The organism is Bradyrhizobium sp. CB1717, assembly GCF_029714325.1.
Taxonomy (GTDB): domain Bacteria; phylum Pseudomonadota; class Alphaproteobacteria; order Rhizobiales; family Xanthobacteraceae; genus Bradyrhizobium.
This window is the reverse complement of the sequence record NZ_CP121666.1, coordinates 8,663,595-8,689,818: the sequence shown is the minus strand read 5'-3', so window position 1 is coordinate 8,689,818 and position 26,224 is coordinate 8,663,595. Positions and strand designations below refer to the sequence as shown.

The following is a 26,224-nucleotide window of genomic DNA, read 5'->3' as shown; positions in this document are numbered from 1 at the left end:
TGCGGGGTCGCCGGCAATCATCGGATTGTCATCGCCCGGTCAATGAATGCTGCTCCTTTCGCCGCGCTTCGCGGAGAGTGGACATGCAACTGATCAAGACAATTTTTTCCGACCGCCGGTCGATCCTGAAGGGCCTCGCGGCCGCGGCCGTCGCGCCGCTGGCGGCGCCGGTGCTTGCCGCCGAGGGCCTGCCGCCGCAGCCGACCGGACCTGTGGCCGCAATCGCCACCGACAAGGCCTATTGGACGGCCGTGAAGGGGCTCTATGCCGTGACGCCTGACGTCGTCAATCTGGAGAACGGCTTCTGGGGCATCATGGCCGAGCCGGTGAGGCGCGAGTTCATCCGCCTGTCCGACATGGTCAACTATCAGAACACCTATTACGCGCGGCAGCGCGCAGGCGCGGATTTCGAGGCCGTGCGGGCCAAGGTGGCGGCGGCGCTTGGAGCTGCGCCGGAGGAGATCGCGCTCACCCGCGGTGCCACCGAAGCGCTGCAGCTGCTCATCAGCGGCTACAACAGGCTGAAGCCCGGCGACAGCGTGCTCTACGCCGACCTCGACTATGATTCGATGCAGTACGCCATGAATGCGCTGAAGGCGCGCCGCGGTGTCGACGTGGTCAAATTCGATGTGCCGGAGCCGGCCACCCGTCAGGGCGTGCTCGACGCCTATGCGCGCGCGCTCGAGGCCAATCCGAAGACCAGGCTTCTCCTCCTCACCCATGTCAGTCATCGCACCGGCCTCATCATGCCGGTCGCCGAGATCGCGCGCATGGCAAAGGCGAAAGGTATCGACGTCATCCTCGATGCCGCTCATTCCTGGGGACAGATGGACTTCAGGGTAAGCGAGCTCGAGGTCGATTTCGTCGGCTTCAACCTGCACAAATGGATCGGCGCGCCGGTCGGCGTGGGCTTCCTCTACATCAAGAAGGACCGCCTCGCCGCCATCGACCGCGACCTCGGCGACGAGGACTTTCCGGAAACCGACATCCGCTCGCGGGTGCACACCGGCACGGTCAATTTCGCCACGGTGCTGACGGTGCCCACGGCCGTCGAGCTCCATCAGCAGATCGGCGCTGCGGCGAAACAGGCGCGGCTGCGCTATCTGCGCGACTACTGGGTCAGCCGCAGCAGGGGCTTCAGGGATCTCGAGATCCTGACGCCGGACGAGGCCGGCCTCTATGGTGCGATCACGTCCTTCCGCCTCGCCGGCAAGACCAGCAAGGCCGACAACGACGCCATCGTGGCGAAGCTCAGGGACACGCACAAGATCCTGACGGTTCGCCGGGCGGGCGTCGCCAAGGGCCAATGCATCCGCGTGACGCCGGCGCTCTACACCGATGAGGCCGATCTCGACCGCCTCGTCGAGGCGCTTGCGGCCATCACGGGGGCGAAGGCGGGCTGAAGCGGCGCGGGCGCTTCAGCCAGTTGCGGTAGATTCACGTCAAGTTGCATGATTATTCCATGCAACTTCAATTGAGGCATAGTATCCTTCCGCGCGGGGATGGAATTGGCCGTCCCCGCATCTGGAAGGACATGGCCATGACGCTGTCGTCACGCTTCGTTGCGCGTCCCGCTCTCGCCGTCTCTTCGATCGGACTGCTGTTGTGCGCTCTTGGCGGCACGGCAATGTCTCAACCGACACCTGCGGACACCCAGATTCCCGGCGTCACGGTCGATGCGCCGGAGCACGCTGTGCGGCCACACCGGCCGGCACATCACGTGACAGCGCGCCGTCCCGCCTCCGGCACGCCGTCAGTGATTTCGACGGCATCGGCTGCGCCGATGTCGGATGCCGCCAAGCTTGCCAAGCTCGAGCGCTCGACGGGCAGTTGCGTCGGTGGCTGCCAATCGAGCTTCAAGACCGGCAACCAGCCCTGGGTCGGTTGCAACGCGACGGGCGGTGTGTACTCGGCTACGTGTCGAAACGTCGGCAACTACAAGAGCTACGACGAGTGCAAAGAGGCGGGACGCGTCACCGGCTGGCGATCGGGTGAGACCTCGGCGTATTGCAGCAGCGTGGCACTCGCGGCGGGTTGGCGTTGAAAGAGTTGCGGCTGTAGTTGACCGGGCCAGTGTTCACTCAAGTAGCCGGATGAGCGAAGCGACATCCGGGTCTTGTCCAGGTTCTGGGGGCTACCGTTCCCGCATATCGCTTCGCTCATGCGGGCTACGAGCTGATGCGCGGCGGTCCCGCGGCCTACTGCGCCACCTTGGTGAGGTTCGCAAGGCTCGCCGCCAGCTCGTCGCTCCGGAATGGCTTTGTCAGCCGCGACAAATCCGGCGTGATGCCTTCGCTGTTGGCGTAGCCTGAGACGACGAGGATCTGGAGCTCGGGGTATTGATCGCGCAGGATGCGGCCGAGGTCGGTGCCGCTCATGCCCGGCATGAGATGGTCGGTGACGAGCAGGTTCGGCCGAAGGCCCTCCCTGACGCGCTGAAGGGCGTCTTCCGCCGAGGCCGCCTCGACGACCCTGTAGCCGAGCTCGCTCAGCATCTCGGCGGTACTCATGCGCACCAGCGGTTCGTCGTCCACCAGCAGCGCCGTGCCGGCGGCAAGCGGCTGCAGTTTTGGCCGAGAGATGATGTCGATCGCGCCTGGGGTCACGTAGCTCACCGGCAGCCATAACTCCACCGTCGTCCCGGCCCCCACGGCACTCCTGATCGTGAGCGCGCCGCCGAGCTGGGACGCGAGGCCGTGGACCATCGAAAGCCCGAGGCCGGTGCCTTGTCCGACGCCCTTGGTCGAGAAGAACGGCTCGACGGCGTGAGCCAGTGTCTCCTCGTCCATGCCAATGCCGGTATCGGCGACCGCGATGCAGACATAGGTGCCCGGCATCAGTCCCGATGTGTGTGCGCGCTCGACCGTGCGGGCCTTGGCCGAGATGCGCAACTTGCCGCCGTCGGGCATGGCATCCCGTGCATTCACGCTGAGGTTCAGGATCGCCATCTCGACCTGGTTGGGATCGGCCATCGCCTCGGGAAGCCCTTCGGGCGCGTCCACCGTCACCTGGATCTGTGGTCCGGTCGTGCTCGAGATCAGGTCGCCCATCTCGGCGACGAGCCGGCTGATATTGACCGGGACGGCCTGCAGCGGTTGCCGGCGCGCAAAGGCGAGGAGACGCTGCACCAGGGTCTTGGCGCGCTCGGCCGCCTGCGCTGCGCCGGCGATCAGGCGGTGCTCGCGCTCGCTGCCGATGCCCCTGCGCTGGAACCTGTCGAGCAGGCCGACGATCGGTGTGAGAAGATTGTTGAAGTCATGCGCGACGCCGCCGGTGAGTTGGCCCATGGCCTCCATCTTCTGGGCCTGACGCAGCGCCTCCTCCGCCTGTGCGAGACGCGCCTGCTCCTCCAGGCGATCGGTCACGTCCATCCCGGTCAGGAACGCTCCGGTCCGTGTGCCATCCGGCGCGCGCAGCGCCTCGAACTTCATCTCGTAGACGCGGCGGTCGAAGCGGGGATCGCCGAATTCCTCGATTGTGGTGAAGGCTTCGCCGCCCAGCGCGCGGCTCCAGATCGCCGTGGCCGCAGCAAGATGCTCCGGACGGTCGGCGAGGAATTCGTGCAGGGAATCGCCGACCTTCGGCCGCTTGCCGAAGATGCGCTGATAGGCATCGGCGCAGGACGCGTTGATGGCGAGCCAGCGGTAATCGAGATCGAGGGCCTGAATCTGTCCGTCGGTGGTTTCCACGATCGTGGCGAGCAGGTGCCGCTCGGCGGTGCGTTCGGCCACACGCTGTTCGAGCGTGGTATTGAGCTCCCTGTAGCGCGCTTCGCTGGCCCGCAGCTGGGTCTCGCCGAGAACACGCTCGGTGGTCTCGGAGACGATGCAGAGGACGCCGCCGACCGAGCCATCGTCATCCGGTATGGCCGAATAGGAGACGTCCCAGTAACTCGTCTCGCCGTAACCGTGACGCTCGACGTAGAAGGGGCGGTCCTTTGCGGCGAATGTTGTCCGCGTTCGGCGGACGCCGGCCAGCAGCGGTTCGAGATCGTCCCACAGCTCCCCCCAATTCTCGATCGCCGGGCGGCCGAGGGCGCGGGGATGATTGGCGCCGATGCCCGGCGCATAGGCATCATTGTAGAGCGCGACAAAATCGGGCCCCCAGAACAGAACGATCTGGGCTTGCGCCGCCAGCAGCATGCCGACCGTCGTCCGGAGGGCCTGTGACCAATGATTGGGGGGGCCGAGCGGCGAGTCCGACCAGTCGAGGGCGCGCATCATCGCGCCCAGCTCGCCGCCATCGGCGAGGAAGCTTGCATCAGTTGACTGCCGAGCGGCTTTCTCAGACAGCACCGAACTCCCCGCGACGCGTGACATGGGCACCCTTGCCCAACCGAGCCCGGATTTCGAAGACTCAACGGCCGACAACGTCCGGCACGGCTTCTGGTTCCGTCCCAGTAGTTTTGCGCTGGCCTTGTGCTATTGCTGCCTCCCGCAACGACGCGAGGTTCCCATGCTCCCCATTCCCGCCGACATCTTCACCGAGCCCGAGGACGTCTCGCCCGACGCCCTTGCCAATCTCGGCCCGCTTCGCCGTCTTGCCGGCACGTGGCAGGCGGACAAGGGCATCGACATCAATCCGAAGGCGGACGGGCCGGAGCGGCGGACCTTCATCGAGCGCGTCCGGATGGACCCGATCGATCCGCAGGCGAACGGCCCGCAGCTGTTCTATGGCTTGCGCTATCACATCCACATCAACACGCCGGAAGAAGACATCACCTTCCACGACCAGGTCGGCTACTGGCTGTGGGAGCCCGCGACCGGGCTGATCATGCAGACGCTGGCGATCCCGCGCGGGCAGGTGCTGCTGGCCTCGGGCAAGGCCGCGCCGGATGACCGGAAGATCTCCGTCACCGCCAAGCGCGGCGATACCGCTTACGGGATCTGCTCGACCGACTTCCTGGAACAGGCCTTCCGCACGGATTCCTATCGCTGCGACATCACCTTCAACGACGATGGAAGCTGGACCTATCTGATCCAGACCGAGTTGTTCGTCCGCGGCGCGCCGTTCAATCACCACGACGCCAACACGCTCCAGCTCGTAGCACCGCCAAAGCTCAATCCGCTCGCGGTGATCGTCAACGATCGCGCCAAAGCCGACGGCGGCAGCGGAACGGCGGCGTGAGCGTCATCCGGAGATTTGCATGAAGCCGTATGTCATCTGCCTGATGCATTCGAGCCTCGACGGCCGCACGCATCCCAGCCGCTGGCGACCGAAGGGCGCGGGCACGGACTGGTTCGAGAAGATCCACGAGGAGCTCGGCGGCGATGCCTGGGTGATCGGCCGCGTCACCGGCTCGGAGTTCGCCAAGGGCAAGCCCTATCCCGCGATGTCGGGCGAGACCTTTCCGCGTCAGAACTGGTTCGCGCGGCGCGATGCGAAGACCTATGGCGTGGTGCTCGACGCGCAGGGCAAGATCGGCTGGGGCCGCTCCGATATCGGCGGCGATCCGATTGTGGTGGTGCTGACCGAGAGCGTGCCGGATTCGCATCTCGCGGGGCTGCGCGGCGAGGGCGTGTCCTACATCTTCGTGGGCAAGTCCGAGATCGACCTGGCGCTGGCGCTCGACATCCTCAATCACGAGCTGGGAGTGAAACGGCTGCTGGTGGAGGGCGGCGGCGTCGCCAACGGCGCCTTCCTGCGCGCCGGTCTGATCGACGAATTCAATCTGATCCTCAGCCCCGCGATCGACGGCGCCAAGGGCGCACCCTTCGTGTTCGACTCGACGGAAGCGGACAGCGACAAGCGCGCGCCGCTTGCTGCGATGACGCTGGACAGCGTGCGGGAGCTCGGTGGCGGTGTCCTGCTGCTGCGCTATCTGATCAAGAATGATCCGCAAGGCGTGGCCGGATAGCGCGCCGCCATGCCTGATACACCAGAGCACATTGTCATCGTCGGCGCCGGTGCGGCAGGCCTGATGGCGGCGCGTGAGCTCGCGCGCGCCGGCAAGAGGGTGACCATCCTCGAAGCACGCGAGCGCTGCGGCGGCCGCATCCATCCACTGCCGGCATCGGAGTTCGGCTATCCCGCCGATGGCGGCGCCGAATTCATCCATGGCGAAGCGCCGGTCACGCGCGCTTTGCTGCGCGAGGCGGGGCTGCCGCTTCGGGAGATCGAGGGCAAGCAATGGAGCTTTGATGGCACAGGGCTCTCGCGCGAAGAGCGGCACGATCCGCATGAGGCAAGGCTGCATGCCGTGCTCGGGGCGTTGAAGGACGATCTCACCGTCGCTGATTTCCTGCGGCGGTTCTTTGCCGGACCAAAATACGAGCGGCTGCGCCATTCCATCGAGCGCATGGTCGAAGGTTACGATGCGGCCGATCCGGCGCGCGCCTCCATCCTGGCGCTGCGCGAGGAATGGATGGACGGCGGGCATCACGCCCAGGCGCGCATCGTCGGCGGCTACGGCGCGCTGATCGAAATCCTGGCGGAAGAGTGCCGCGGGCATGGCGCCGCGATCCGCTTCGGCTGCGTGGTGACGGCCATCGACGAAGAGGGCGGCGCCCTCTTCGTCCGTTGCGCCAATGGCGAGGTGCACGGCTGCGATCGCGTGATCGTCACCGTGCCGCTGCCGTTGCTGCCGGACATCGCTCTGCCCGCGGCTGCGCGGATGAAGGCCGCTGCTGCCGACGACATCGGCTTCGGCAGCGTGATCAAAATCCTGCTGCGCTTCGCGCGGCCATGGTGGCGTGAGCGCAAGCCGGATCTCGCCGATATGACCTTCCTGCTGTCGGAGCAGGCCATTCCGGTGTGGTGGACGCGCCATCCGGACGCGCATCCCGTGCTCACCGGCTGGTTCGGCGGCCCGCGGACGGCGGAGCTGTCGCATCTTGATTCGCAAGGATTGGTCGACGCTGGCCTGGACTCGCTCGCCGCGATCTTCAGCCTGCGCCGCGAGGACGTCGCGCGCGAGCTCGTCGCGGCGGCGGCGGCCAACTGGGCGCATGACCCTTTCGCCCGCGGCGCCTATTCCTGGGCGACGCCGCGCACGCGCGATGCGCAGGCGATCCTCGCGCGCGCAGATGGTGCCGTGCTGTTCTCGGGCGAAGCGCTCTATCGCGGCCGCGACATGGGTACGGTCGAGGCCGCGCTGGCGAGCGGGCTGGCGACGGCGGAGATGATGTTGCGCGGATGAAAAAGGCCCGCGCATGCGCGGGCCTTTCGTTCGTCCGTGCCAGTTTACCAGCGGCTGCCGCCAAAGCCGAACGTGACGCTGGGGCCGCCGCCGTAATAGCCGTACGGTCCGCCGCCATAGTAGCCGTGGTGCCGCGGGTAATAGCCGTAGTTCCGGTAGTGCGGACGATAATAGCCGTGGTTGTGATGGCGCCAGTGATGATGGCGGTGGCCATAATGGTGCCGGTGCTGCGCGCTGATGTCGGTCGGCGCGTTCTGCTTCGCGCTCGTGCTGTTGGCCGCGTTCGCCGCCGATCCGCCGACAAGCGCCGCGGCACCGATGGCCATCGCGGCAATGAGATACTTCATGTCGTCACTCCAGTTGAATGTCGTGTGACAACACATGGGGGCTGGCTGCGTTCCGGCCAGTGCGGGCGTCGAAACGACGCAGCGCGCGATGTCTGACTCGTAATGATGATCGCGTGTCGTGGGATTTATTGTCGCATCATCCGCGCTGACCGCATTGTTGCCATCACTCCGCCGCGAATGATGCGATCACCTCGTCTGCCGTGACGATGCGCGCGAATTCGCCGTTGAGATTCGACAGCGTCATCGCGTGGATCTCCTCGGCGGAATGCGCGTCACCATCGGGCCCGATCCGGTCGAACGTCCAGGTCGCGTCGCGCACGAGGCGCGCATCGAAGCCGAGATTGCCGGCCATCCGCGCCGTCGTCTCGACGCAATGATTGGTGGTGGCGCCGCAGATGACGAGTGTGGTGATGCCAGCTTCGCGCAGGCGCGTTTCGAGATCCGTACCGATGAAGGCGCTGTTGACGCGCTTGTCGATGACGGGCTCGCCGTCCTGTTCGCGCGCCTCGTCCTTGACCGCGTAGCCTGAGCGCGACGGCAGGAATGACGAATTCGGCCTCGTGCCCTCGTGGCGGATGTGGAAGATCGGCGCGCGGTTTGTCCGGAACGCTGCGAGCAGTTCGGCGATGCGCGCCACCGCATCGGGATTGTTGCGCCGCTTGCCCGCCGCCTCCCATTCGTCGAACGCGCGCTGGACGTCGACCACGACGAGGGCAGGGAGGGGCGTGGGCATGGTGGGGCCTTCAGACGTTTGTCGAGCCGACTATGCGCAGCGATCGACCGGGCGCAATGCCAATCTTCCCTCGTTTCGTGACGTCGTTGCAGGTTCGTAGCCCGGATGGAGCGCAGCGCAATCCGGGACCGCCGCATTCGGTGAAGCCGCGGCAATAACGTCGACGTGATTCGCGGCTCTCGCCCTGCTTGATCCAGCGCAACTTTGGCTGCGCCCCGCCATGCAATGTCGCTTTGGAAAGTGGAATTGCAATCGAGGCAAGTCATGAAGGCGTATTTCATCGGCGGTGGCATCGGATCGCTCGCGGGCGCGGCGTTCCTGGTTCGCGACGCGCAGCTGCCGGGACGCGACATCGTGATCTACGAGGCGCAGCCGCTGGTCGGCGGCAGCCTCGACGGTGCGCTGCTCGCGAGCGGCGCCTATTCGCTGCGCGGCGGGCGCATGCTCACCACCGATCACTACGAATGCACCTGGGACCTGCTGTCGAGCATCCCCTCGCTCGAACAGCCCGGCCTCAGCGTGCGCGAGGAGACGATCGCGTTCAATCTGGAAAATCCGGCGCATTCGCAGGCGCGGCTGGTCGACCGCAACCGCTTCAAGATCGACGTGACGCATATGGGGTTCTCGGCGCGCGACCGGCTCGAGCTGCTGCGGCTCACCGAGGCCTCGGAGGAGACGCTCGGCAACAGCCGCATCACCGACTGGCTGTCGCCGAAATTCTTCGAGTCGAATTTCTGGTACATGTGGCAGACCACCTTCGCCTTCCAGCCCTGGCACAGCGCGGTCGAGCTGAAGCGCTATCTGCACCGCTTCATGAACGAGTTTCCGCGCATCGAGACTCTCGCCGGCGTCAAGCGCACCGTCTACAATCAGTATGACGCGATCGTGCGGCCGCTCGCCGACTGGCTGAAGCGGCAGGGCGTGCAATTCGTGCGCGGCACGGCTGTCACCGACATGGTGCTCGAGGATGAAGGCGGGCGCGTGCGGGTCCGCCAGCTCGTGCTCGACCGCGACGGCCGCACCGCCAATGTCCGCCTCGAGGACGGCGACCTCGTGTTCTTCCAGAATGGATCGATGACGGACGCCTCCAGCCTCGGCACCATGACCGAGCCGGCGCCGCACCTGACCAAGAAAGACAGCCAGGGCTGGGCGCTGTGGGAGACCATCGCGCAAGGGCGCCCCGAATTCGGCAATCCCGCCGCGTTCAACACCTCGATTCCCGAATCCTACTGGCTGTCCTTCACCGTCACCTGCCGCGATCCGCGCTTCTTCGAGAAGATGGAGGCGTTTTCCGGCAACAGGGCCGGCACCGGCGGGCTGGTCACGTTCAGGGATTCCAACTGGCTGATGTCGGTGGTGCTGTATCACCAGCCGCATTTCGCCGGTCAGCCGAGGGACGTGCAGGTGTTCTGGGGCTATGCGCTGCATCCGGATCGCGTCGGCAATTTCGTCGGAAAGCCGATGTCCGATTGCGGCGGCGCCGACATCCTGAACGAGCTCTGCGGGCACCTCAATTTCGATCGCGAAATGTTCGAGACTGCGACCTGCATTCCCTGCCGGATGCCCTACATCACCAGCATGTTCATGCCGCGCAATCTGGCCGACCGGCCGTTGCCGGTGCCCCAAAATTCGGTCAACCTCGCCTTTGTCAGCCAGTTCGTCGAAATCCCCGACGACGTCGTCTTCACCGTCGAATATTCGGTGCGCGCGGCGCAGATGGCGGTCTATCAGCTGATGAAGATCGATCGCCCGGTGCCGCCGGTGACCCGCCACGACAAGTCGCTCGCGGTGATCTTCGCGACGCTGGAGAAGGCGTTCGCGTGAGGCTTTCGCCGGGACGGCATCGCTACCGCGGCGCTGCCAGCGGCAGGCTGACGTGAAAGACGGCGCCCCCTGACGGGGCGTTTTCGGCCCAGATGCGGCCGCCATGCGCCTGGACGATGGTATGCGCGATCGAGAGACCGATGCCCATGCCCTGCGCCTTGGTCGTGAAAAACGGCTTGAAGATCTCGGTCACTTTCTCCGCGAGGATGCCGTGACCTGCGTCGGCGATGGAGACAAGGGCGAGGTTGCCCTCAGTGAGACTGGTTCGTCCAACGACGCGGCGCCGCTCGTCCGGAAGTTCGGACACGGCCTCCATGCCGTTCACGACGATGTTCAGGATGGCCTGCTGGAGCTGCACCTTGTCGCCCTTCACGCGGATGTCCAAGGACGACGATTCCGTTACGAGTTCGACATCGTGGGTCAGGGCTTGCACGGAGAGGAATCGAAACACCTCGCCGACGGTGGCATTGAGGTCGAGCTCGCGCCGTTCGGTCGGGTCTCGTTTCAGAAACGAGCGCAGCCGGCCGATGACTTCGGCGGCCCGCTGATCGTCACGGCGGATGTGGTCCAATATGTCCCTGACTTCGCCGAGGTCGGGCGCCGGCTTCCGTAATATCTGCTGGGCCGTCTCGGCATTGATCATAATGGCGGCGAGCGGCTGGTTCAGCTCGTGTGCGAGCGAGACTGACATCTCTCCCGCGGTGGCGCGGCGGTTCATGTGGGCGAGCTCCGACATGCGCTGGCGCGCCTCGACCTCGGCCACGAAGCGCAGGCGTCGCTCGCGCAGCAGAATGGTGATCATCAGCGCCTGCATCAGCACCACGCCCGCGATGATGATGGAGTGCCAGTAATACTGCGCCCAGAAGCTCGGTTCGCGGAAACGTATCTCGCTGCCGGGGGGCAGACTGACCTCATCTACATTCCAGCGCTTCAACTGCCGCCAGTCGAAGATCGGCTTCACGTTGTTGCCGCTGAACGGAACGATGCTCGACGGCGCTTCGCCGTCGAGCATCCGCATCGCCACCTCGCCGGCTTCCCGTCCGATGATCTCTGGCAGCAGCAGGAAGCCGCCCACGCCCGAGCGCCCGAGGAACGTATCTGATGTGATGATGATCGGGCGGTTCGCACTCTCGGCGACGCGTGCGAGCGCCGAGGCGGGGGAATAATAGGTGCCTTCGCCGTCGGAATACATCGCCGAGGTCAGGATCGCAGAGCGTGCGGGCAGGGAAGCGACGTGGCTGCGGACCTCACGCAGCACCGCGCCGGACAGATCGGTGACTTCGAGATCGGGCATCTCGGCCGCGAAGTCCTGTTTCCAATGTCCGTAGGTTAGTGGATTCTTCCAGGCCTCGCCCACGAGGACGACATGGGTCAAGTCGGGAACGATGGCGCGCGCTGCGGTCAAGAGCTGTGCCGGTCTCACCCTTGCGAAGACGGCTGTCGTGTTGGGCAGGAACAGCGCGCGCGTCTCGGGCAGATCGGGCACGAAGCCGTAAACGACGGGCGCGGCGGGCCAGATGTCCTGCTTGCGCGCTTGAAGGAATTTCGCCGATGTCACGCCGATCGAAACGATGACGTCGATCGGCCGCTGCGCATATTTGGTCTTGAGATGACCGACCAGACTCTCTTCGTAGCCCGGCCCCGGGAAGCGGGCGAGATCGAGGCTTTCGCCGTAGATCACCGTATGACCCTTGCCGTTCTGCTTCGCGGCGGCGCGGATACCGGCAAAGATCTCGGAATAGAAGGGCGAGCGAAAGTCGGCTTCTTCCAGCACCAGGATCGAACGCTGCCGTGGGCCGTCGGCTGCGATGCATTCACGCGACAGGCTTGCGAGCAGGCAGACGATCAGGATGCGCACGAGCCCGGTGATCATACGCATTGCTGGACTCTCGGCCCCGCGGCTCCAGTTGCAATCGGGCCTCCTCGATGAGGACGCGCGCGCGAGCATACCCGCCTGGTCCGGAGTTTCAAATGGAAGGATGCGCGTCTGCTCCGCTGCCGGGCAGGGCGGGACGAAGTGCCGCTACTTGAACGGGTCCTGGATCGACGGCGACGATTGCCGGATGCGGCGCACACTCACCGGCGTACCGTCGGAGACGAACAGCAGTTCATATCGACGGCCTTCGCTGTCGGTCGCGGAGCAGGTTACGTCGTTCACCTTCCTGGCAGCGAAGTTACCAGTCTGGCGGCAAATGCCGGTGGAGGCCTGTTCGGCAGGTACCGGCAGTCCGTCGACCTTGGGCCGGTCCTTGGAGTTGAGCAGCATGCGGTCGATCGGCAGCTCGTAGGAATTATCGTCAGCGCGCTTGCCGTTCTCGCCGGAGAACGACACGACGTGGTTTTCGTCGCTGGGGTCGTCGACGGCGACCGCGAAATTGACCCGGCCCGTGTCGCCATGGGCGTAGGCGACCGTCTTGCAGGCGAAGGTGCGGCCCGCGACCTTCAGCGTCTTGCACTGGCCGGACATCAGCGCCAGCAGGTCGATCAAGGCGTTCTGCTGCGCCGGTGGATTGTTGACCGGAATGGGCTTGGAATCCTCGGCGAAACAAGGGCTTGCCGAAGCTGCAAGGGAGGCGACGAGGGTTGCTGCGAGGACCGGTCGGCGGAGGCGCATCGTCAGGCTCGTATGCCAAGGGACGCTGGAGGTCCGCTTCATAACCATCGAACCGCAAATTGGTTGCGATCCCGTTCGCGCTGCCGAGTCCGTCTGGAATACCACCGCACCATCCCTGGCGATTCGTCCAAATCGCCCCACCGTCCCGCCGGGCACTTGCCGTCAGGCCGGTGTTTTTTTCGTGGCGGAGCTAAGCCATCGTCGCCTGCCAGCGCGTATCGCGCAGGGAGGGGCGGCGGTGCAGGCGGGCGTCGAGCAGGGTGCGGGCGCGAGGGACGTCGCCGCTGCGCATCAGCGCGACGATGAAGGTGTCCTCGATCAGCTCGCGCTGGGCGTGGCTGCCGCCGATGCGGACGACCTCGCCGAGGACGGGTGCGAGCATTTGCACGCAGGCCGCATAGTCCTCGTCGGCAAAGGCGGCCAGCGCGCGGCAGATCGCGGGGACCACGGGACCGGCGGGCAGCTTGCCCTCAGCGAGGCGCTGCTCGATCGCGGCAAGCCGCGCCGCCAGCGCCTCATTGTTTTGCGTTGCCGCAGCGAACAGCGCCATGTGGACGTCGGCGAACGGCAGGCTCGATTTTGGAAATAGGTTTTGCGCGGCCGTGTCGGCTTCCAGCCACAACGCTCTGGGCACGGCGTGGCCGTAGGCGGACAGGCGCCAGAGCAGCGAGGCGCCGTCAGTGACGACGTTGAGCGGCGGCGCCTGCGTGGCGGAAGGCTGGAGCACGTCGGCATAGATCTTGAGCGCGCGTGCTGCGTCGCCATGCTCGAGCGCGCCGAGCGCCTGGTGCCACAGGATATGGCCGTGCAGGATGCCGGCACGGTCGTAAGAGGGGATCCAGTCGTCGACGAGACGATCGGCTTCCTCGATCGAGCCGTCCTCGAACATCGCATGCAGCACCGCATGCGCGGCGTGGGCGTTCGTGCGGCGGAGGTTGAAGCCACGCTCGGTGACGGCGCGGCCGCGCGCGACATCGCCATTCTCCGTCATCGCCCAGCCGGACATCGTGAGAAACCACCAGTCCTCGCCATAGTGCCGTGCGACCCGCTCGCACAGCTGATGCCGCGCGCGGTCGTGATCGGCCATGCCTGAGAAGGCGAACAGGCCGAAGGCGCCGAGCGGCAGCGACAGCACCACGGCATCGCGCGGCCAGGCGTCGACGTGCTTTGACATCGTCGCGATCGCTTCGGGCAGCCGCCCCTCGATCGCCAGCGCCAGTGTCTCGACATGCGAGCGCTCGCGCTCCGTGCCGCGCCTGGCAACGAGCTCGCGCGCCAGCGCCGCCTTCTGCCGCGCGAGATCGCCCTGCTGGTAGAAGGCGTGGACGCGGCCGCGGGCAATGTGAGCAAGCGCGAAGCCCGGATCAGCCGCAATCGCGCGCTCCAGCGTCTCGGCCGTACCGGTCCAGCCCGAGAGCATGAGGTCGATGCCCTCGCGATAGGCGGATGCCGCCTCGTCCGAGGAGGTAGAAAGCGGAAGACCGTAGCGATCTTCAAGCGGCATCGTCGTCTCCCGCTGTCAGCTCGTCCGCGCGCGGCGGCCCTCGATCGGATAGGCCGGATCGTTGTAGCCCGGCGTCGAGGGATGGCCCGGCACGACTAGTCGATCGATCAGCGCCTCGTCCTCCGCGGTGAAGCGATAGTCGAGTGCGCGGATATAGTCGTCCCACTGCTGCTCGGTGCGGGGACCGGCGATGATGGAGGTCACGAACGCCGAGTTCAGCACCCAGGCGACCGCGAACTGGCCGGCGGTGATGCCTTTCTTCTCGGCGTGAGTCTTGATCTCCTGCGCGAGCTGCAGCGACTCCGGCCGCCACTCGGTCTGCATCATGCGGGTGTCGTTGCGGCCGGCGCGCGTCTCCTTGTCCGGGGCGGCATCCGGCTTGTACTTGCCGGTGAGCACGCCGCGCGCCAGCGGGCTATAGGGCACGATGCCGAGGCCGTAATAGGCGCAGGCCGGAAAATGCTCGACTTCGGGCATGCGGTTCATCGCGTTGTAATAGGGTTGGCTCACCGCCGGCCGGTCGATGCCGAGCCGGTCGCAGATGTTGCAGATCTCGGCGATGCGCCAGGCGCGGTAGTTGGAGACGCCGAAATAGCGCACCTTGCCTGATCGGATCAGGTCGCCCATCGCGCGCACCGTCTCCTCCAGCGGCGTCGCATGGTCTTCCTTGTGCAGATAGTAGATGTCGATGTGGTCGGTGCCGAGCCGCTTCAGGCTTTCGTCCGCGGCCTGCAACACCCAGCGTCGCGACACGCCGACACGGTTGGGATCATCGCCCATAGGGTTGGCGAGCTTTGTGGCGAGCACCCAGGCATTGCGGTTGCCGGCGATGGCGCGCCCCACGACCTCTTCGGAGGCGCCTTTCGAATAGGCGTCCGCGGTGTCGATGAAATTGATGCCTGCACCGTGCGCCTTGTCGATGATCCGCTTCGAGGCAGCTTCATCGGTCGGCCCGCCGAACATCATGGTGCCGAGACAAATCGGCGAGACTTTCAGGCCGGTGCGGCCGAGCTGGCGGTATTGCATGAGCTAAGTCCTTGCTGCGTTTTCGGATACAGCATAGCGGCGTCATTCCGTCATTGCGAGCGCAGCGAAGCAATCCAGAAATGTGTCCGCGGAGGGATTCTGGATTGCTCCGCTGCGCTCGCAATGACGGGTGGCGGAAAATACCTGCCGCACTCTCAACTGTCATCGCCCGGCTTGACCGGGCGATCCAGTACTCCGAGCCGATAGTGATGGAATCGATGGGCCGCGGCGTACTGGATTCCCCGCTTTCGCGGGGAATGACGGCGGTGGGTGTGGTCGGCAGCGGGCTGCCTAACGCGCGCCTACGCCGGCCCCTTCAAGATCTTGAACACGCCATTGGCCATCACGATGCAGCGGTCGTCCACCGTCACCTCGGTGCTCATGAAGATCAGGCTGCGGGTCGAGCGCACCACGCGCGGGCGGGAGATCAGGATGTCGCCGATCTGGCCGGCCTCGACGAAATGGGTGTCGAGCTGCACCGTCGCCATGAATTCCTTGCCGGAGGTGTAGCGGGCGGTCATGCCGCAGGTGCGGTCGGCGAAGGTCATCGTCACGCCGCCCTGGACCATGCCGCGGCGGTTGTGGTGCTTGTCTTCGGTGGCGAGTGCGAATTCGTAGTGGCCGTCGACCTTGCGCTCCCACAACGGGCCAATCAGGTGCATGAAGCCGGTGGTCTCCAGGATGCTCCAGCCCTCAGATTTGAGCCTTGCGGCGGCCTTGCTCGTCATCGTGTCGTCCATTCCTGTGCGGGCCTTCGATCTCATTTCATCGGGGCCGGACGTGGTGTAGTCAAGCATGATGAGACCGTTCGACGATGCCACACGGCGGAATATCGCGGCTGCCTGCGCAGCCTTCACGCGGCTGTCGGAGCATGACGACGCACCGGCGCTGAAGCGCGCCGCGGTGGCGGTCGCATTGACCGCAGCAGGCGAGGGCGACGACACCGCGTTCCTGCTCACGCTGCGCGCATCGCATTTGCGCGCCCATCGCGGCCAATGGGCGCTGCCGGGCGGGCGCTGCGATGCCGGCGAGACGCCGGTCGAGGCGGCGCTGCGCGAGCTCGACGAGGAGCTCGGCCTTCGCCTCACCGGCGCCGATGTGCTCGGCACGCTCGACGACTATCCGACCCGCTCCGGCTATCTGATCACGCCGGTTGTGGTCTGGGCCGCAGACAGCGCCGCGATCCGGCCGAACCCCGATGAGGTCGCCTCGGTCCACCGCATCGCGCTCACGACGATCGAGCGCGAGGATGCCTTCGATTTCACTGTCATTCCCGAGAGCGCGCGCCGGGTGATCCGCTTTCATCACCAGATGAGTCTGATCCACGCGCCGACGGCGGCGCTGATCTACCAGTTCCGCGAGGTGCTGGCGGGGCGGCAGACCCGCGTGGCCGAGCTGGAACAGCCGGTGTTCGCCTGGAAGTGACGATGGTAAACGGCACGTTAACGTGACGGTTACCGGATGCCTGCTAAGAGGGCAGCATGCATCAATCGATTCGAAAAAGCCTGGTTGCGGTTCCAGTCGCGTTTCTTCTGCTCGCGCCCGCCGCGCGTGGCGGCGAGGCCGACACGCTGCCGCCTTCCGTCGCCAATGCCAACGCCCAGCTGCTGTCGCAGTTCTTCGCGCAAGGCGGCGCCTCGCCCGCCGTGCTCGAATATCGCCGCAAGCTGCAGGAATATCAGGCCGCGCGCGCCGCCTTCGACGAGGAAGCCGGTGCCTATTGGAGCCAGATCTCCGAGAAGCGGAAAGGCCGCAACGCCAAGCGGCGCAGCGGGCAGCAAGTGACGCTCGACGATTACGTGCTGGAGCATCCGCCGCTCTATACCGGGCCGAAACGGCCGGTGAATCCGGAGCCGGAGGAAACGCCGGAGCGACCGACCAAGAAGCCGATTCCCGTGGTCGCCGACCTCCTGCGCGCGGCGCAGGAGCTCTACCAGTTCACGCCGCAGCGGCCGTCCAGCGAGGTCGAGTTCAAGCGCGCCTATGCGCGCTACGCGCTCGCCTCGGGGCTGACGCGCGAGCAGGCGGTGCGGGTCTATTCGTTCGAGACCGGCGGCACCGGCAGCTACGACGTGCAGGCGGGCATCGAGCATGGCGGCAAGCGCGCGATCTCGACGGCGATGGGCTACAACCAGCTGCTCACCACCAACAGCGTCGAGCTGCTCGCAGAGCAGGGTCACGAATTCATCCGTGCGCTCTCCGACAAGGTGGCGCGGACCTCGGGGCCGGCGCGCCAGGCGCTCGAGCACAAGCTCGCTGTGCTGAAGAAAATGGTGGCGCATGCGAAATCGGTGCCCGACACCTGGTCGGAGCACGAGAAGATCGGCAACACGGCACAGGGCTGGGCCATGCATGCGATGGTGCTGGACGTCGACATCGGACCGATGCTGCAGACCCACAAGCTGCTCACCTCGGTGCTGTTCGCGCGCGCCAAGGGTTACAGCCGTCCGCTCACCGCGGCCGAGCTCGAGATGATGAACCTCACCGGGGACGGCACCGGCCTCGACATGGTGACCATGCCGCAGGCGATGCGCGAGCAGGTGCCGACCTCGAACTTCTTCCAGCGCGGCGGCTACGAGCGCAACCCGGTCGCAATCCGCCACAACACGGTGGCCAAGCTGCTCGCGGTGACGGACACGCGGATGGATTCGAACAGCAACAACGCCGGCGCAAGGGAATTGGCGGCGGCGTTTTAGACATAGGTGTCGTCCCGGCGAAGCTGCCGTAGGGTGGGCAAAGCGAAGCGTGCCCTCCGCTTTCGACCAGAGTTTGCTGACGGTTGGTGGGCACGGCGCTGACGCGCCTTTGCCCACCCTACGGCAGCTCGCTTGTGGCGAGAGCCGGCCCCTACTGATCCGGCCCGAACTTGAACTTGCCGTCGCCTTCCAGATACGGGCCGCTGCGCATGTAGAGCTGGCCGTTGTGGCCGATGAAGAACAGCGTGCCCTTCGGCACCTTCTTGGCGCCCTTCAAGAGCTCCCCGGCATTGCTGGTGCCCATCTTGTAGGAAAAGGTCTTGCCCTCCTTGTCATAGGCGTAGCCGGTGTCGGGCTTGAGCTCCCATGGCGTCGGCCCTGTCTGCGCCAATGCGGGGGCTGCGAATGCCGCGAGGGCGGCAGCGATTGCAAATGTCTTCGTTGAAAATGCCATGTTTCCATCCTCCCCATCCTCGGGGCGCCCGCTTGAACAAATCACGAACGGTATTTCCCGGTCAATTCGCGAAAGCGCCGCGGCGCATCACGTCTCGCCCAGCAGTTTGTGATTTTCCCTTCGTCCCCTCGCGACTATGTTCCGCTTTCCGTCTAGAACGCAATTCGACAAAAATATTGGTGGGGATGATTCGAATGAACCATGTCATTAAAGCCTGCTCGGCTGCCGCGCTGCTGCTCACGGCGTTGGCGCCGGCCGCCCGAGCCGATGATTACCAGCTCAGCCACAACCAGCGGATTTCCTGCAGCCGCGGCCTTGCCCCGGGCAAGCTGAACACGGCGACCTGCAAGTCCTACACCTACCTCTTCAACACCAAGACCTCGGAATATTTCCGCTGCCAGGTCTCGCTGGCGCTGACGCGGGACAACAAGGAGGTCATCAACGTCCAGACCGATGGCGGCTGCACCAAGAAACCGCGCATCTTCGAGACCGACGGCAAGTATGATTTCGACGCCACCGAGACCGAGCCGCCGAACACCAACTCGTTCTTCGGTCCCGGCGGCTACTCGGTCTGGGCCGCCGACGTCACCACGCAGAAGGTGCGCGGCTGCATCATCATCTCCTCCGGCCTCGGCTCCGACATCTCCAAGTGCCTGGACATGACGTTCCAGTAGGACTTTGCCAGCTATGGCGAGGTGCGCTCCTGCGCCACCTCGCCGCACCTGCCGGTTCCCAAAAGTCCAGCCGGAACGGCCGTTTACCGCAGTGCTGTTTTGCCTTTTGGATGGGTTGACCCGCATCCCTCGTCCGGCCAATTTCGCCGCCGGTTTGGGGAGTACAAAAATCATGAAACGGACGTTCTTCGGCGTGGCCGCGGCTCTGGCTCTGGCGGCGTCGGCACCTTGCGCGCATGCGCAATCCTTCATTAACGTGCTGACCGGCGGCACCTCCGGGGTCTACTATCCGCTCGGGGTCGCGATCGGGAAGATCTACGGCGACAAGATTCCGAACGTGAAGACGCAGGTGCAGGCCACCAAGGCGTCGGTCGAGAATTTGATCCTGCTGCAGCAGGGCCGCGGCGAGCTGGCATTCACGCTGGGTGACTCGCTGAAAGCGGCCTGGGACGGCGAGGAGGAGGCGGGCTTCAAGACCAAGCTCGACAAGCTCCGGACCATCGGCGCGATCTATCCGAACTACATCCAGATCGTCGCGACCGCCGAGAGCGGCATCAAGACGCTGGCCGACCTCAAGGGCAAGAGCCTGTCGGTCGGCGCGCCGAAGTCCGGCACCGAGCTGAATTCCCGCGCGATCCTGGCCGCCGCCGGCATGAACTACAAGGATCTCGGCAAGGTCGAGTACCTGCCGTTCGCCGAATCCGTCGACCTCATGAAGAACCGCCAGCTGGGTGCGACGCTGCAATCGGCCGGCCTCGGCGTTGCCTCGCTGAAGGATCTCTCGACCTCGAGCCCGATCACGGTGGTGTCGGTGCCGAAGGAGACCGTCGACAAGATCGGCCCGCCCTTCATCTCGGCGACCATTCCCGCCAACACCTATACCGGCCAGGACAAGGACGTACCGACCGCGGCCGTGGTCAATTATCTCGTGACCAGCTCCGCCGTCTCCGACGACCTCGCCTATCAGATGACGAAACTGGTCTACGAGTCGCTACCGGAATTGCAGAATGCGCATGCGGCCGGCAAGGAGATCAAGCTCGAGACGGCCGCCACCGGCAGCCCGGTTCCGCTGCACCCCGGCGCGATCCGCTATTACAAGGAAAAAGGGCTGATCAAGTAATTCTTCCTCTGTTGTCATTCCGGGGCGGCTCGCCAGAGCCGAGCCCGGAATCTCGAGGTTCCGGGTTCGATGCTTCGCATCGCCCCGGAATGACGGAGTGAGAGTGGGTGCCGGGGTCGGGCACGACGAATTTCAGGGCGGGGGACTTATCGATGTTGCAGGCTGAGGGTGCTCCAGTGCCCATCAAGGTCGAGTTCGACAATTTCGAGCACGGTTTTCCGGAAGGTTTTGGTCCGGGCTGGTGGGGCCAGCTCGCCTACTGGATCGGCATCGCGTTTGCGACCTTCCAGCTCTATGTCGCCGCCTTCAACTATCTGCCGAGCCAGGTGGTGCGCGGCGTCCATGTCGGCTTCCTCGTTCTGCTCACCTTCGGTCTGATCGCCAACTTCACCGCGAAGAGCAATTTTGGCCGCGCGCTCGGCTGGGTGATCGGCGGGGCCGGATTCTTTTGTGGCCTCTACCAGTGGATATTCTATGCCGACCTGATCGCGCGCGACGGCGATCCGACGAAGCTCGATCTCGCGGTGGGCACGCTGCTCGCCGTGCTGATCTTCGAGGGCACGCGGCGCCTGATGGGCGCGGCGCTGCCGCTGATGTGCGGTGCCTGCCTGCTCTACTGGTTCTTCGGCCAGTACCTGCCGTCGCCGCTCAACCATCGCGGCTATGATTTCGACCAGATCGTCACGCATCTGTCGTTCGGCACCGAAGGCTTCTACGGCGTGCCGATCTACGTCTCGGCGACCTACATCTTCCTGTTCATCCTGTTCGGCTCGTTCCTGGAGCGCGCCGGCATGATCCAGCTGTTCACCGACGTCTCGCTCGGCCTGTTCGGCCGCACCCGCGGCGGACCTGCCAAGGTCGCGGTGTTCGCGTCGGGCATGATGGGCACGATCTCCGGCTCGGGTGTCGCCAACGTCGTCACCGTCGGCCAGTTCACCATTCCACTGATGATCAAGTTCGGCTATCGCCGCGCCTTCGCCGCCGGCGTCGAAGCCACGGCGTCGATGGGCGGCCAGATCATGCCGCCGGTGATGGGCGCGGTCGCCTTCATCATGGCCGAGACGCTCGGTGTCCAATATTCGGAGATCGTGAAGGCGGCCGCGATCCCCGCGATCCTCTACTTCGCGTCCGCGTTCTGGATGGTGCACTTGGAGGCCGGCAAGCATGGCCTCGTCGGCATGAAGCGCTCGGAGATCCCGAGCGCCTGGAAGGCGCTGGTGACGCGCTGGTATCTCGTGCTGCCGCTCGCAGCCCTCGTCTACATGCTGTTCGAGGGCTTTACCCCGCTCTATGCCGGCAGCATGGGCCTTGCGCTCACAGTGGCGCTGATCCTCGGCACCGCCATCACGACGGGGGCGTCCTCGACGGTGATCCGCATCATCTTCTGGGTCGGGCTTGCGCTGGTCGTCGCCGCGCTGTCGCGTGACGGCCTCCAGATCGTGCCGGTCGCGAGCGTCGTGGTCGGGCTGATCGTGATCACCGCGTTCGTCCGCGGCGGGTTCAAGGCTCTGCGCGAGTGCCGCGACGCGCTGGCCGAGAGTGCCAAATCCGCCATCACCGTCGGCATGGCCTGCGCCATCGTCGGCGTCATCATCGGCATGATGTCGCAGACCGGCGTCGGCACCATTTTTGGTGGCTGGGTGATCGGGCTCGGCGAGAAGAGCCTGTTCCTGGCGCTGATCATGACCATGCTGCTGTCGATCCTGCTCGGCACCGGCATCCCGACCATCCCGACCTACATCATCACCGCCGCGCTCGCAGCGCCGGCGCTGGCCAAGCTCGGCGTGCCCCTGATCGCGAGCCACATGTTCGCTTTCTATTACGGCATCATGGCCGACCTCTCGCCGCCAGTGGCGCTCGCCGCGCTCGCGGCAGCGCCGATCGCGAAGGAGAATCCGGACAAGATCGGCTGGGAGGCGATGCGCATCGCGCTCGCCGGCTACGTCATTCCCTTCATCTTCGTCTATTCGCCGGCCCTGATGCTGCAGGCCGGCGATCCCATGGCGGTAAAACTCGGCTTCTACGGCGCGGTGGCGCTCGCGACCGTCAAGGCGCTGGTGGCGATCGGCCTGTTCGGCATGGTCGCGATCGGCTTCCTGTTCACGAAGCTGACGCTCGTCGAGCGCCTAGTCGCGCTCGGCGCCGCGTTCTGCCTGCTCGGCGACTTCGCGTTCAGCGACACCGCCGGCTTCGTGCTGTCCGCTGCGCTTCTGCTGTGGCAATGGCGGCAGCGGCCGCCGGCGCCGGTCGAGGCGGTGTGAGCCTCTGCTTCGCAACAGCCGCCGGCGTGAAGGCGCTGGCGCTGTCCGCGTTCACGCTTGCATGGACGCATTCAATCGCGAAGGTCGAGTGGCAGGAGGATTGGCGCGTAACACCCGCCGGCCTCGAACTGGTGCAGGCGCGCGTCAAGGGCACCGGTCCCGGCATGGAGCCGCCGCCCGAGGCGCGGCTCGTCGACGGCTGGTTTCAATGGCGGGCGCAGCGTGCGCCGATGCCGGAGGTGGTGCTGGGCAATTCCGGTGCGGCCGGGGAGTGGCGGCTATGCCATGAGGGAACGTGCCGGACATTGTCGGAGATTGTCGGGCATCCCATCGGTGCTAACGTCACGACGATGAGAGTTTGCAACGATCCGTAGCCCGGATGGAGCGCAGCGTAATCCGGGACCACCGCCCCGGATTGCGCTTCGCTCCATCCGGGCTACAAGAACAATAAACAGGGAGAAACGCGATGGATCGGCTCAAGGGCAAGGTTGCGATGGTGGTGGGCGCCGGCTCGATCGGACCGGGCTGGGGCAACGGCAAGGCGACCGCGGTGACCTTTGCGCGCGAGGGCGCGCAGGTGTTTTGTGTCGACCGCAACGGTGCCGCGGCCGAGGAGACCGCCAAGATCATCACGGGCGAAGGCGGCAAGGCGACGGCGTTCACGGCCGACGTTGCGCGTCCTGCCGAAATCGAGGCGATGGTGGCGGCGTGCCTGAAGGCCTGTGGCCGCATCGACGTGCTCGACAACAATGTCGGCATCGCCGAGATGGGCAGCGTCGTCGACGTTGCCGAGGAGAGCTGGGATCGCGTCTTCACCGTGAACCTCAAGAGCTCCTACCTCGCCATGAAGCACGTCATCCCCGTGATGGTGAAGCAGGGCGGCGGCTCGATCATCAACATCTCCTCGATCGCCTCGATCCGCCATGTCGGGATTTCCTACGTAAGCTACAACGCCAGCAAGGCGGCGATGAACCAGCTGACGCGCTCGACCGCGATCGAATTCGCGAAGAACCATGTGCGGGTGAATGCGATCCTGCCCGGCCTGATGAAGACGCCGATGGTGGAGCACTCCGCAGGCCTCGCCAACAGCTACGCCAAGGGCGACGTCGAGGCGATGTGGCGCGCCCGCGATGCGCAGGTGCCGATGGGCCACATGGGCGAGGCCTGGGATGTCGCGAATGCCGCGCTGTTCCTGGCATCGGACGAGTCGAAATATGTGACGGGGATCGAGCTGGTGGTGGACGGCGGGATCACCTGCAAGGCGGGGGCGTAGGCGCCGCCTCCCACTCCGCTGTCGTCCCGGCCTAGTGCGCAATTGCGCACTAGGCCGGGACGACATCTTCACTGCGCCAGCGCCAAAATCCCGCCGGCGAAGGAATGCCACGCGGCCGTCTCGCTGATCGGCCAGTTCAAGAACTTCACCGCCAGCAGCGCGAGCGTGCCGTAAATGTAGACCGGATGCACGCGGCCCTCGGTGCGCCAGTCGCGCACCATGGCGACGACGAGCAGAAGTGCGGCGACCACGGCAGGCGCGATCGTCACCGGCACCGGGGGCGGGCCGGGTGGTCCCGGAGGCGCGAGGAAGGTCAGGAACCAGCGCGCGATCGCGGCGTCGAGGATCGAGACCGCGGCGAGCAGCATCAGGCGCTTGTGAATCTCGGGCTTGCGCGTGTTCATGATGGCAAGCACGAACACCAATGCGAAGAACGCGATGCCGCTCATCGGCACGATCGAGAACGCGATACCGGCGTCCTTCTGCCCGAGCGCGGCGGAATGCTGCATCACATGAACGGAGGCGAGGAAGCCGAAGATCGTCATCGCGGTCGCAAGCGAGACGCCGACAATGCCGAGCGAGCGGTGATTGACCACGCGGCCCGAGGCTGCGAGCCAGGTCTGGAGCGCGAAATAGATCGACCAGGTGAAGAACAACAGTCCGTGAAAATGAATCACCGGGCTTGCGGAGAATGTCCGTTGAGCGAGCGGCACCCAATAGGTCGGCGCGAAGCCGAGAAAGGCGGTGGCCGCGCAGGCCAGGGCCATGTGGAAATAAAAATACCGTGCAGGCGACGCATCACGCGCGCGTACACGACGGTCGTCGATCAGGGTTGTCATCAAGAATGAGTCTGGAGGGGCGGCGTTTGGTTCAAATCGCACGTCGTCCCGGCCTGCGCCGGGACGACGACGGAGAGTTTGTGGCTACCGCGAGATCATCATCCGCCCGCGCTCAGCTCCGCACGATCGAGCTCCTCCTCGAGCCGGTGAAACGCGTCGTCGCCGATCACCTCGGTGGTGCGCAGGTCGAAGATGGATTTGCGAGCGGCCTCGATGGCGCGGCGGCGCAGGGGGTCGGCGGGCAATTCGCCGCTCGCGATGCCGCCGTTCGGATCGGTCTCGGTCTGCATCAGGATGGCGCGATATTCGAGCCGCAGGATTTCCGCCTCCTCCGACGGATCGCTCTCGATCGCATCGAGCGCCGCGCGATAGGCGACGGCGCGCCCGCGCGCGACCTCGATGCCGACGGGATCGTCGTCCTTGAGATCGAAGGCGAGGATCAGCGGCCGCAGCGTCAGACCCTGGATGATGAGCGATCCCAGCACGACGGCAAAGGCGATGAAGACGATGAAGTCGCGATAGGGAAAGTTCTCCGGCAGAGCAAAGGCGGTGGCGAGCGTGACGAGGCCGCGCATGCCGCACCAGGAAATGATGAGCCCGCCTTTCGGCGAGGCGACCTGCTTCGGATCCTTGGGATGGTAGAGGTTATGCGCGATCAGCACGCGCAGCGCCGTGCGATAGAACGTCACCCAGAACAGGCGCACCAGGACCACCGTGAGCAGGATCCAGGCCGCAGCCACGCAATATTCCCAGCGCACGTCGGCATCGAGCCGCGTCCAGATCGGCCGCATCTGCATGCCGATCAGCATGAAGGCGAGCACGTTGAGCACGAACACCGTCGTCTCCCACACCGCATAGGACGGCACCCGCAGCCGTGCCGGGATGCGCGCCGGCGCGGTGCGTGCGAGGGCGATGGCGTAGATCACGATGGTGAGGATGCCGGACAGGCCGAGATGCTCGGCGCCGATCCAGATCATGAAGGTGGTGGCGAACTGGACGATGATCGCGCTCGGGGCTTCCGTCACGCGCTCCATCATGGGCGCGATGATGCGTGCTGCGGCAAGGCCGGCGATGACGCTGCCGACCAGCGCCAGCGCCATGGTCGGCGCGACCTGGCTCCAGGTCAGATGCTCGGTTGCGACCGCGCCGACGGCGATGCGGTAGATCAGGAGCGCGCTCGCATCGTTGAGCAGGCTCTCGCCCTCCAGCACCTTCACCATGCGGTGGGGCAGCTTGACCTGGCTCAGGATCGCGACCGCGGCGGCGGCATCCGGCGGCGCCACGATGGCGCCGAGTGCAACCGCAGCGGCCCAGGGCATGTCGGGCATCAACCGGTGCGCGACATAGGCGACGCCCGCCGTGGTCAGGCCGACGGCGGCGACGACCAGGGTCGAGACCGGAACCCAGTTGTTGCGCAGATCCCGCAGCGAGGTGTCGAAGGCGGCATCGAGCAGCACCGGTGCGACAAAAAGCGCCAAGGCCAGGTCCGGCTCCAGCGTCCAGGTCGGGCTCGACGGCACGAACGCGATCAGGGCGCCGCCGATGGCGAGAAAGGTCGGGTAGGGGACCTTGATCCGCCGCGCCAGCGCCGATAAGGCAACGGCGCCGAGCAGCAGGGCGATGGTCCATTCGAATGTCGACACGATAGTCCCCGAGACCGATTTGAGCGGCGCCACAAGCTAGCACCAATCCGGCCGTATGATGGATAATGCGGCCCCAAG

Annotated in this window: 24 protein-coding genes; 13 read left to right on the top strand and 11 right to left on the bottom strand. The window is 65.6% G+C overall.

Translation table 11 applies throughout. The features are described 5' to 3' along the window. Positions 1 to 83: 83 nt before the first annotated feature. Both QA649_RS40395 and QA649_RS40390 read left to right on the top strand, forming a co-directional pair. The gene (locus QA649_RS40395; RefSeq protein ID WP_283022015.1) at positions 84 to 1,403 is read left to right on the top strand and encodes an aminotransferase class V-fold PLP-dependent enzyme; all 1,320 of its coding nucleotides are present in this window, start codon (positions 84 to 86) and stop codon (positions 1,401 to 1,403) included. A 137-nt stretch (positions 1,404 to 1,540) separates the two neighbouring features. Then, the gene (locus QA649_RS40390) at positions 1,541 to 2,044 is read left to right on the top strand and encodes a hypothetical protein (protein WP_283022014.1); all 504 of its coding nucleotides are present in this window, start codon (positions 1,541 to 1,543) and stop codon (positions 2,042 to 2,044) included. Positions 2,045 to 2,198: 154 nt separating this feature from the next. On the opposite strand, the gene QA649_RS40385 is transcribed toward QA649_RS40390, so the two are convergent. Further along, complete coding sequence (locus tag QA649_RS40385; protein ID WP_283022013.1) at positions 2,199 to 4,319, bottom strand: ATP-binding protein; 2,121 nt, start codon at positions 4,317 to 4,319, stop codon at positions 2,199 to 2,201. A 136-nt stretch (positions 4,320 to 4,455) separates the two neighbouring features. Here QA649_RS40385 and QA649_RS40380 point away from each other — a divergent pair, with 136 nt between their 5' ends. The 3 genes from QA649_RS40380 to QA649_RS40370 are packed head-to-tail and all read left to right on the top strand — an operon-like array spanning position 4,456 to position 7,138. After that, a complete protein-coding gene (locus tag QA649_RS40380) occupies positions 4,456 to 5,127 on the top strand; it encodes a heme-binding beta-barrel domain-containing protein (RefSeq protein ID WP_283022012.1) in 672 nt (223 codons plus the stop codon). Between the two features lie 19 nt (positions 5,128 to 5,146). Next, complete coding sequence (locus QA649_RS40375) at positions 5,147 to 5,857, top strand: RibD family protein (RefSeq protein WP_283022011.1); 711 nt, start codon at positions 5,147 to 5,149, stop codon at positions 5,855 to 5,857. Positions 5,858 to 5,866: 9 nt separating this feature from the next. Beyond that, positions 5,867 to 7,138, top strand: coding sequence for an NAD(P)/FAD-dependent oxidoreductase (locus tag QA649_RS40370; RefSeq protein WP_283022010.1), 1,272 nt, complete (start codon positions 5,867 to 5,869; stop codon positions 7,136 to 7,138). Between the two features lie 44 nt (positions 7,139 to 7,182). Here the strand turns inward: QA649_RS40370 and QA649_RS40365 are convergent, their stop codons facing one another. After that, positions 7,183 to 7,485 (bottom strand): hypothetical protein, encoded by a 303-nt coding sequence (locus QA649_RS40365; protein WP_283022009.1) that lies wholly within the window; start codon positions 7,483 to 7,485, stop codon positions 7,183 to 7,185. Between the two features lie 163 nt (positions 7,486 to 7,648). Beyond that, positions 7,649 to 8,218 (bottom strand): cysteine hydrolase family protein, encoded by a 570-nt coding sequence (locus tag QA649_RS40360; protein WP_283022008.1) that lies wholly within the window; start codon positions 8,216 to 8,218, stop codon positions 7,649 to 7,651. Positions 8,219 to 8,482: 264 nt separating this feature from the next. Here QA649_RS40360 and QA649_RS40355 point away from each other — a divergent pair, with 264 nt between their 5' ends. Then, on the top strand, positions 8,483 to 10,042 hold the full coding sequence (locus QA649_RS40355) for an oleate hydratase (RefSeq protein ID WP_283022007.1): 1,560 nt from the start codon (positions 8,483 to 8,485) through the stop codon (positions 10,040 to 10,042). Positions 10,043 to 10,064: 22 nt separating this feature from the next. Here the strand turns inward: QA649_RS40355 and QA649_RS40350 are convergent, their stop codons facing one another. The 5 genes from QA649_RS40350 to QA649_RS40330 all read right to left on the bottom strand — a co-directional run bounded on the left by QA649_RS40350 (position 10,065) and on the right by QA649_RS40330 (position 15,914). Further along, positions 10,065 to 11,921: an ATP-binding protein gene (locus tag QA649_RS40350; protein ID WP_283022006.1), complete on the bottom strand. Its 1,857-nt coding sequence runs from the start codon at positions 11,919 to 11,921 to the stop codon at positions 10,065 to 10,067. 144 nt (positions 11,922 to 12,065) lie between these two features. Then, positions 12,066 to 12,656, bottom strand: coding sequence for a hypothetical protein (locus QA649_RS40345; protein WP_283022005.1), 591 nt, complete (start codon positions 12,654 to 12,656; stop codon positions 12,066 to 12,068). A gap of 190 nt (positions 12,657 to 12,846) precedes the next feature. After that, positions 12,847 to 14,160: a tetratricopeptide repeat protein gene (locus QA649_RS40340; protein ID WP_283022004.1), complete on the bottom strand. Its 1,314-nt coding sequence runs from the start codon at positions 14,158 to 14,160 to the stop codon at positions 12,847 to 12,849. A 15-nt stretch (positions 14,161 to 14,175) separates the two neighbouring features. Continuing rightward, entirely contained in the window at positions 14,176 to 15,186 is a 1,011-nt protein-coding gene (locus tag QA649_RS40335; protein WP_283022003.1) for an aldo/keto reductase, read from the bottom strand. Positions 15,187 to 15,488: 302 nt separating this feature from the next. Next, complete coding sequence (locus QA649_RS40330) at positions 15,489 to 15,914, bottom strand: PaaI family thioesterase (RefSeq protein ID WP_283022002.1); 426 nt, start codon at positions 15,912 to 15,914, stop codon at positions 15,489 to 15,491. Positions 15,915 to 15,981: 67 nt separating this feature from the next. Here QA649_RS40330 and QA649_RS40325 point away from each other — a divergent pair, with 67 nt between their 5' ends. Both QA649_RS40325 and QA649_RS40320 read left to right on the top strand, forming a co-directional pair. Next, positions 15,982 to 16,611 (top strand): CoA pyrophosphatase, encoded by a 630-nt coding sequence (locus QA649_RS40325; RefSeq protein WP_283022001.1) that lies wholly within the window; start codon positions 15,982 to 15,984, stop codon positions 16,609 to 16,611. A gap of 56 nt (positions 16,612 to 16,667) precedes the next feature. Continuing rightward, complete coding sequence (locus tag QA649_RS40320) at positions 16,668 to 17,882, top strand: hypothetical protein (protein ID WP_283022000.1); 1,215 nt, start codon at positions 16,668 to 16,670, stop codon at positions 17,880 to 17,882. A 151-nt stretch (positions 17,883 to 18,033) separates the two neighbouring features. Here the strand turns inward: QA649_RS40320 and QA649_RS40315 are convergent, their stop codons facing one another. After that, positions 18,034 to 18,336: a hypothetical protein gene (locus tag QA649_RS40315; protein WP_283021999.1), complete on the bottom strand. Its 303-nt coding sequence runs from the start codon at positions 18,334 to 18,336 to the stop codon at positions 18,034 to 18,036. Between the two features lie 194 nt (positions 18,337 to 18,530). Between QA649_RS40315 and QA649_RS40310 the strand changes: the two genes are divergently transcribed. The 5 genes from QA649_RS40310 to QA649_RS40290 all read left to right on the top strand — a co-directional run bounded on the left by QA649_RS40310 (position 18,531) and on the right by QA649_RS40290 (position 23,664). Further along, positions 18,531 to 19,010: a hypothetical protein gene (locus QA649_RS40310; RefSeq protein WP_026312531.1), complete on the top strand. Its 480-nt coding sequence runs from the start codon at positions 18,531 to 18,533 to the stop codon at positions 19,008 to 19,010. A 172-nt stretch (positions 19,011 to 19,182) separates the two neighbouring features. Beyond that, entirely contained in the window at positions 19,183 to 20,130 is a 948-nt protein-coding gene (locus QA649_RS40305; RefSeq protein ID WP_283021998.1) for a TAXI family TRAP transporter solute-binding subunit, read from the top strand. A gap of 152 nt (positions 20,131 to 20,282) precedes the next feature. Then, complete coding sequence (locus QA649_RS40300; protein WP_283021997.1) at positions 20,283 to 22,391, top strand: TRAP transporter permease; 2,109 nt, start codon at positions 20,283 to 20,285, stop codon at positions 22,389 to 22,391. Beyond that, positions 22,352 to 22,765 carry a DUF1850 domain-containing protein gene (locus QA649_RS40295; protein ID WP_283021996.1) on the top strand — a complete coding sequence of 138 codons (414 nt, stop codon included), beginning with the start codon at positions 22,352 to 22,354 and terminating at the stop codon, positions 22,763 to 22,765. Before QA649_RS40300 ends, QA649_RS40295 begins: the two co-directional genes overlap by 40 nt. A 92-nt stretch (positions 22,766 to 22,857) precedes the next feature. Next, positions 22,858 to 23,664, top strand: a complete 807-nt coding sequence (locus tag QA649_RS40290) for a glucose 1-dehydrogenase (RefSeq protein ID WP_283021995.1) — start codon at positions 22,858 to 22,860, stop codon at positions 23,662 to 23,664. Between the two features lie 68 nt (positions 23,665 to 23,732). On the opposite strand, the gene QA649_RS40285 is transcribed toward QA649_RS40290, so the two are convergent. Together QA649_RS40285 and QA649_RS40280 are read right to left on the bottom strand one after the other, a co-directional pair. Next, positions 23,733 to 24,503: a hypothetical protein gene (locus tag QA649_RS40285; RefSeq protein ID WP_283021994.1), complete on the bottom strand. Its 771-nt coding sequence runs from the start codon at positions 24,501 to 24,503 to the stop codon at positions 23,733 to 23,735. Positions 24,504 to 24,601: 98 nt separating this feature from the next. Continuing rightward, complete coding sequence (locus QA649_RS40280) at positions 24,602 to 26,179, bottom strand: sodium:proton antiporter (RefSeq protein ID WP_283021993.1); 1,578 nt, start codon at positions 26,177 to 26,179, stop codon at positions 24,602 to 24,604. Between the last annotated feature and the right edge of the window lie 45 nt (positions 26,180 to 26,224).

What these genes read in the sequence shown, in the direction of transcription:
- QA649_RS40395 (WP_283022015.1), top strand. Translation starts at nt 84, where the DNA reads ATGCAACTGATCAAGACAATTTTTTCCGACCGCCGGTCGATCCTGAAG.
- QA649_RS40390 (WP_283022014.1), top strand. Translation starts at nt 1,541, where the DNA reads ATGACGCTGTCGTCACGCTTCGTTGCGCGTCCCGCTCTCGCCGTCTCT.
- QA649_RS40385 (WP_283022013.1), bottom strand. Translation starts at nt 4,319, where the DNA reads ATGTCACGCGTCGCGGGGAGTTCGGTGCTGTCTGAGAAAGCCGCTCGG.
- QA649_RS40380 (WP_283022012.1), top strand. Translation starts at nt 4,456, where the DNA reads ATGCTCCCCATTCCCGCCGACATCTTCACCGAGCCCGAGGACGTCTCG.
- QA649_RS40375 (WP_283022011.1), top strand. Translation starts at nt 5,147, where the DNA reads ATGAAGCCGTATGTCATCTGCCTGATGCATTCGAGCCTCGACGGCCGC.
- QA649_RS40370 (WP_283022010.1), top strand. Translation starts at nt 5,867, where the DNA reads ATGCCTGATACACCAGAGCACATTGTCATCGTCGGCGCCGGTGCGGCA.
- QA649_RS40365 (WP_283022009.1), bottom strand. Translation starts at nt 7,485, where the DNA reads ATGAAGTATCTCATTGCCGCGATGGCCATCGGTGCCGCGGCGCTTGTC.
- QA649_RS40360 (WP_283022008.1), bottom strand. Translation starts at nt 8,218, where the DNA reads ATGCCCACGCCCCTCCCTGCCCTCGTCGTGGTCGACGTCCAGCGCGCG.
- QA649_RS40355 (WP_283022007.1), top strand. Translation starts at nt 8,483, where the DNA reads ATGAAGGCGTATTTCATCGGCGGTGGCATCGGATCGCTCGCGGGCGCG.
- QA649_RS40350 (WP_283022006.1), bottom strand. Translation starts at nt 11,921, where the DNA reads ATGCGTATGATCACCGGGCTCGTGCGCATCCTGATCGTCTGCCTGCTC.
- QA649_RS40345 (WP_283022005.1), bottom strand. Translation starts at nt 12,656, where the DNA reads ATGCGCCTCCGCCGACCGGTCCTCGCAGCAACCCTCGTCGCCTCCCTT.
- QA649_RS40340 (WP_283022004.1), bottom strand. Translation starts at nt 14,160, where the DNA reads ATGCCGCTTGAAGATCGCTACGGTCTTCCGCTTTCTACCTCCTCGGAC.
- QA649_RS40335 (WP_283022003.1), bottom strand. Translation starts at nt 15,186, where the DNA reads ATGCAATACCGCCAGCTCGGCCGCACCGGCCTGAAAGTCTCGCCGATT.
- QA649_RS40330 (WP_283022002.1), bottom strand. Translation starts at nt 15,914, where the DNA reads ATGACGAGCAAGGCCGCCGCAAGGCTCAAATCTGAGGGCTGGAGCATC.
- QA649_RS40325 (WP_283022001.1), top strand. Translation starts at nt 15,982, where the DNA reads ATGATGAGACCGTTCGACGATGCCACACGGCGGAATATCGCGGCTGCC.
- QA649_RS40320 (WP_283022000.1), top strand. Translation starts at nt 16,668, where the DNA reads ATGCATCAATCGATTCGAAAAAGCCTGGTTGCGGTTCCAGTCGCGTTT.
- QA649_RS40315 (WP_283021999.1), bottom strand. Translation starts at nt 18,336, where the DNA reads ATGGCATTTTCAACGAAGACATTTGCAATCGCTGCCGCCCTCGCGGCA.
- QA649_RS40310 (WP_026312531.1), top strand. Translation starts at nt 18,531, where the DNA reads ATGAACCATGTCATTAAAGCCTGCTCGGCTGCCGCGCTGCTGCTCACG.
- QA649_RS40305 (WP_283021998.1), top strand. Translation starts at nt 19,183, where the DNA reads ATGAAACGGACGTTCTTCGGCGTGGCCGCGGCTCTGGCTCTGGCGGCG.
- QA649_RS40300 (WP_283021997.1), top strand. Translation starts at nt 20,283, where the DNA reads ATGTTGCAGGCTGAGGGTGCTCCAGTGCCCATCAAGGTCGAGTTCGAC.
- QA649_RS40295 (WP_283021996.1), top strand. Translation starts at nt 22,352, where the DNA reads ATGGCGGCAGCGGCCGCCGGCGCCGGTCGAGGCGGTGTGAGCCTCTGC.
- QA649_RS40290 (WP_283021995.1), top strand. Translation starts at nt 22,858, where the DNA reads ATGGATCGGCTCAAGGGCAAGGTTGCGATGGTGGTGGGCGCCGGCTCG.
- QA649_RS40285 (WP_283021994.1), bottom strand. Translation starts at nt 24,503, where the DNA reads ATGACAACCCTGATCGACGACCGTCGTGTACGCGCGCGTGATGCGTCG.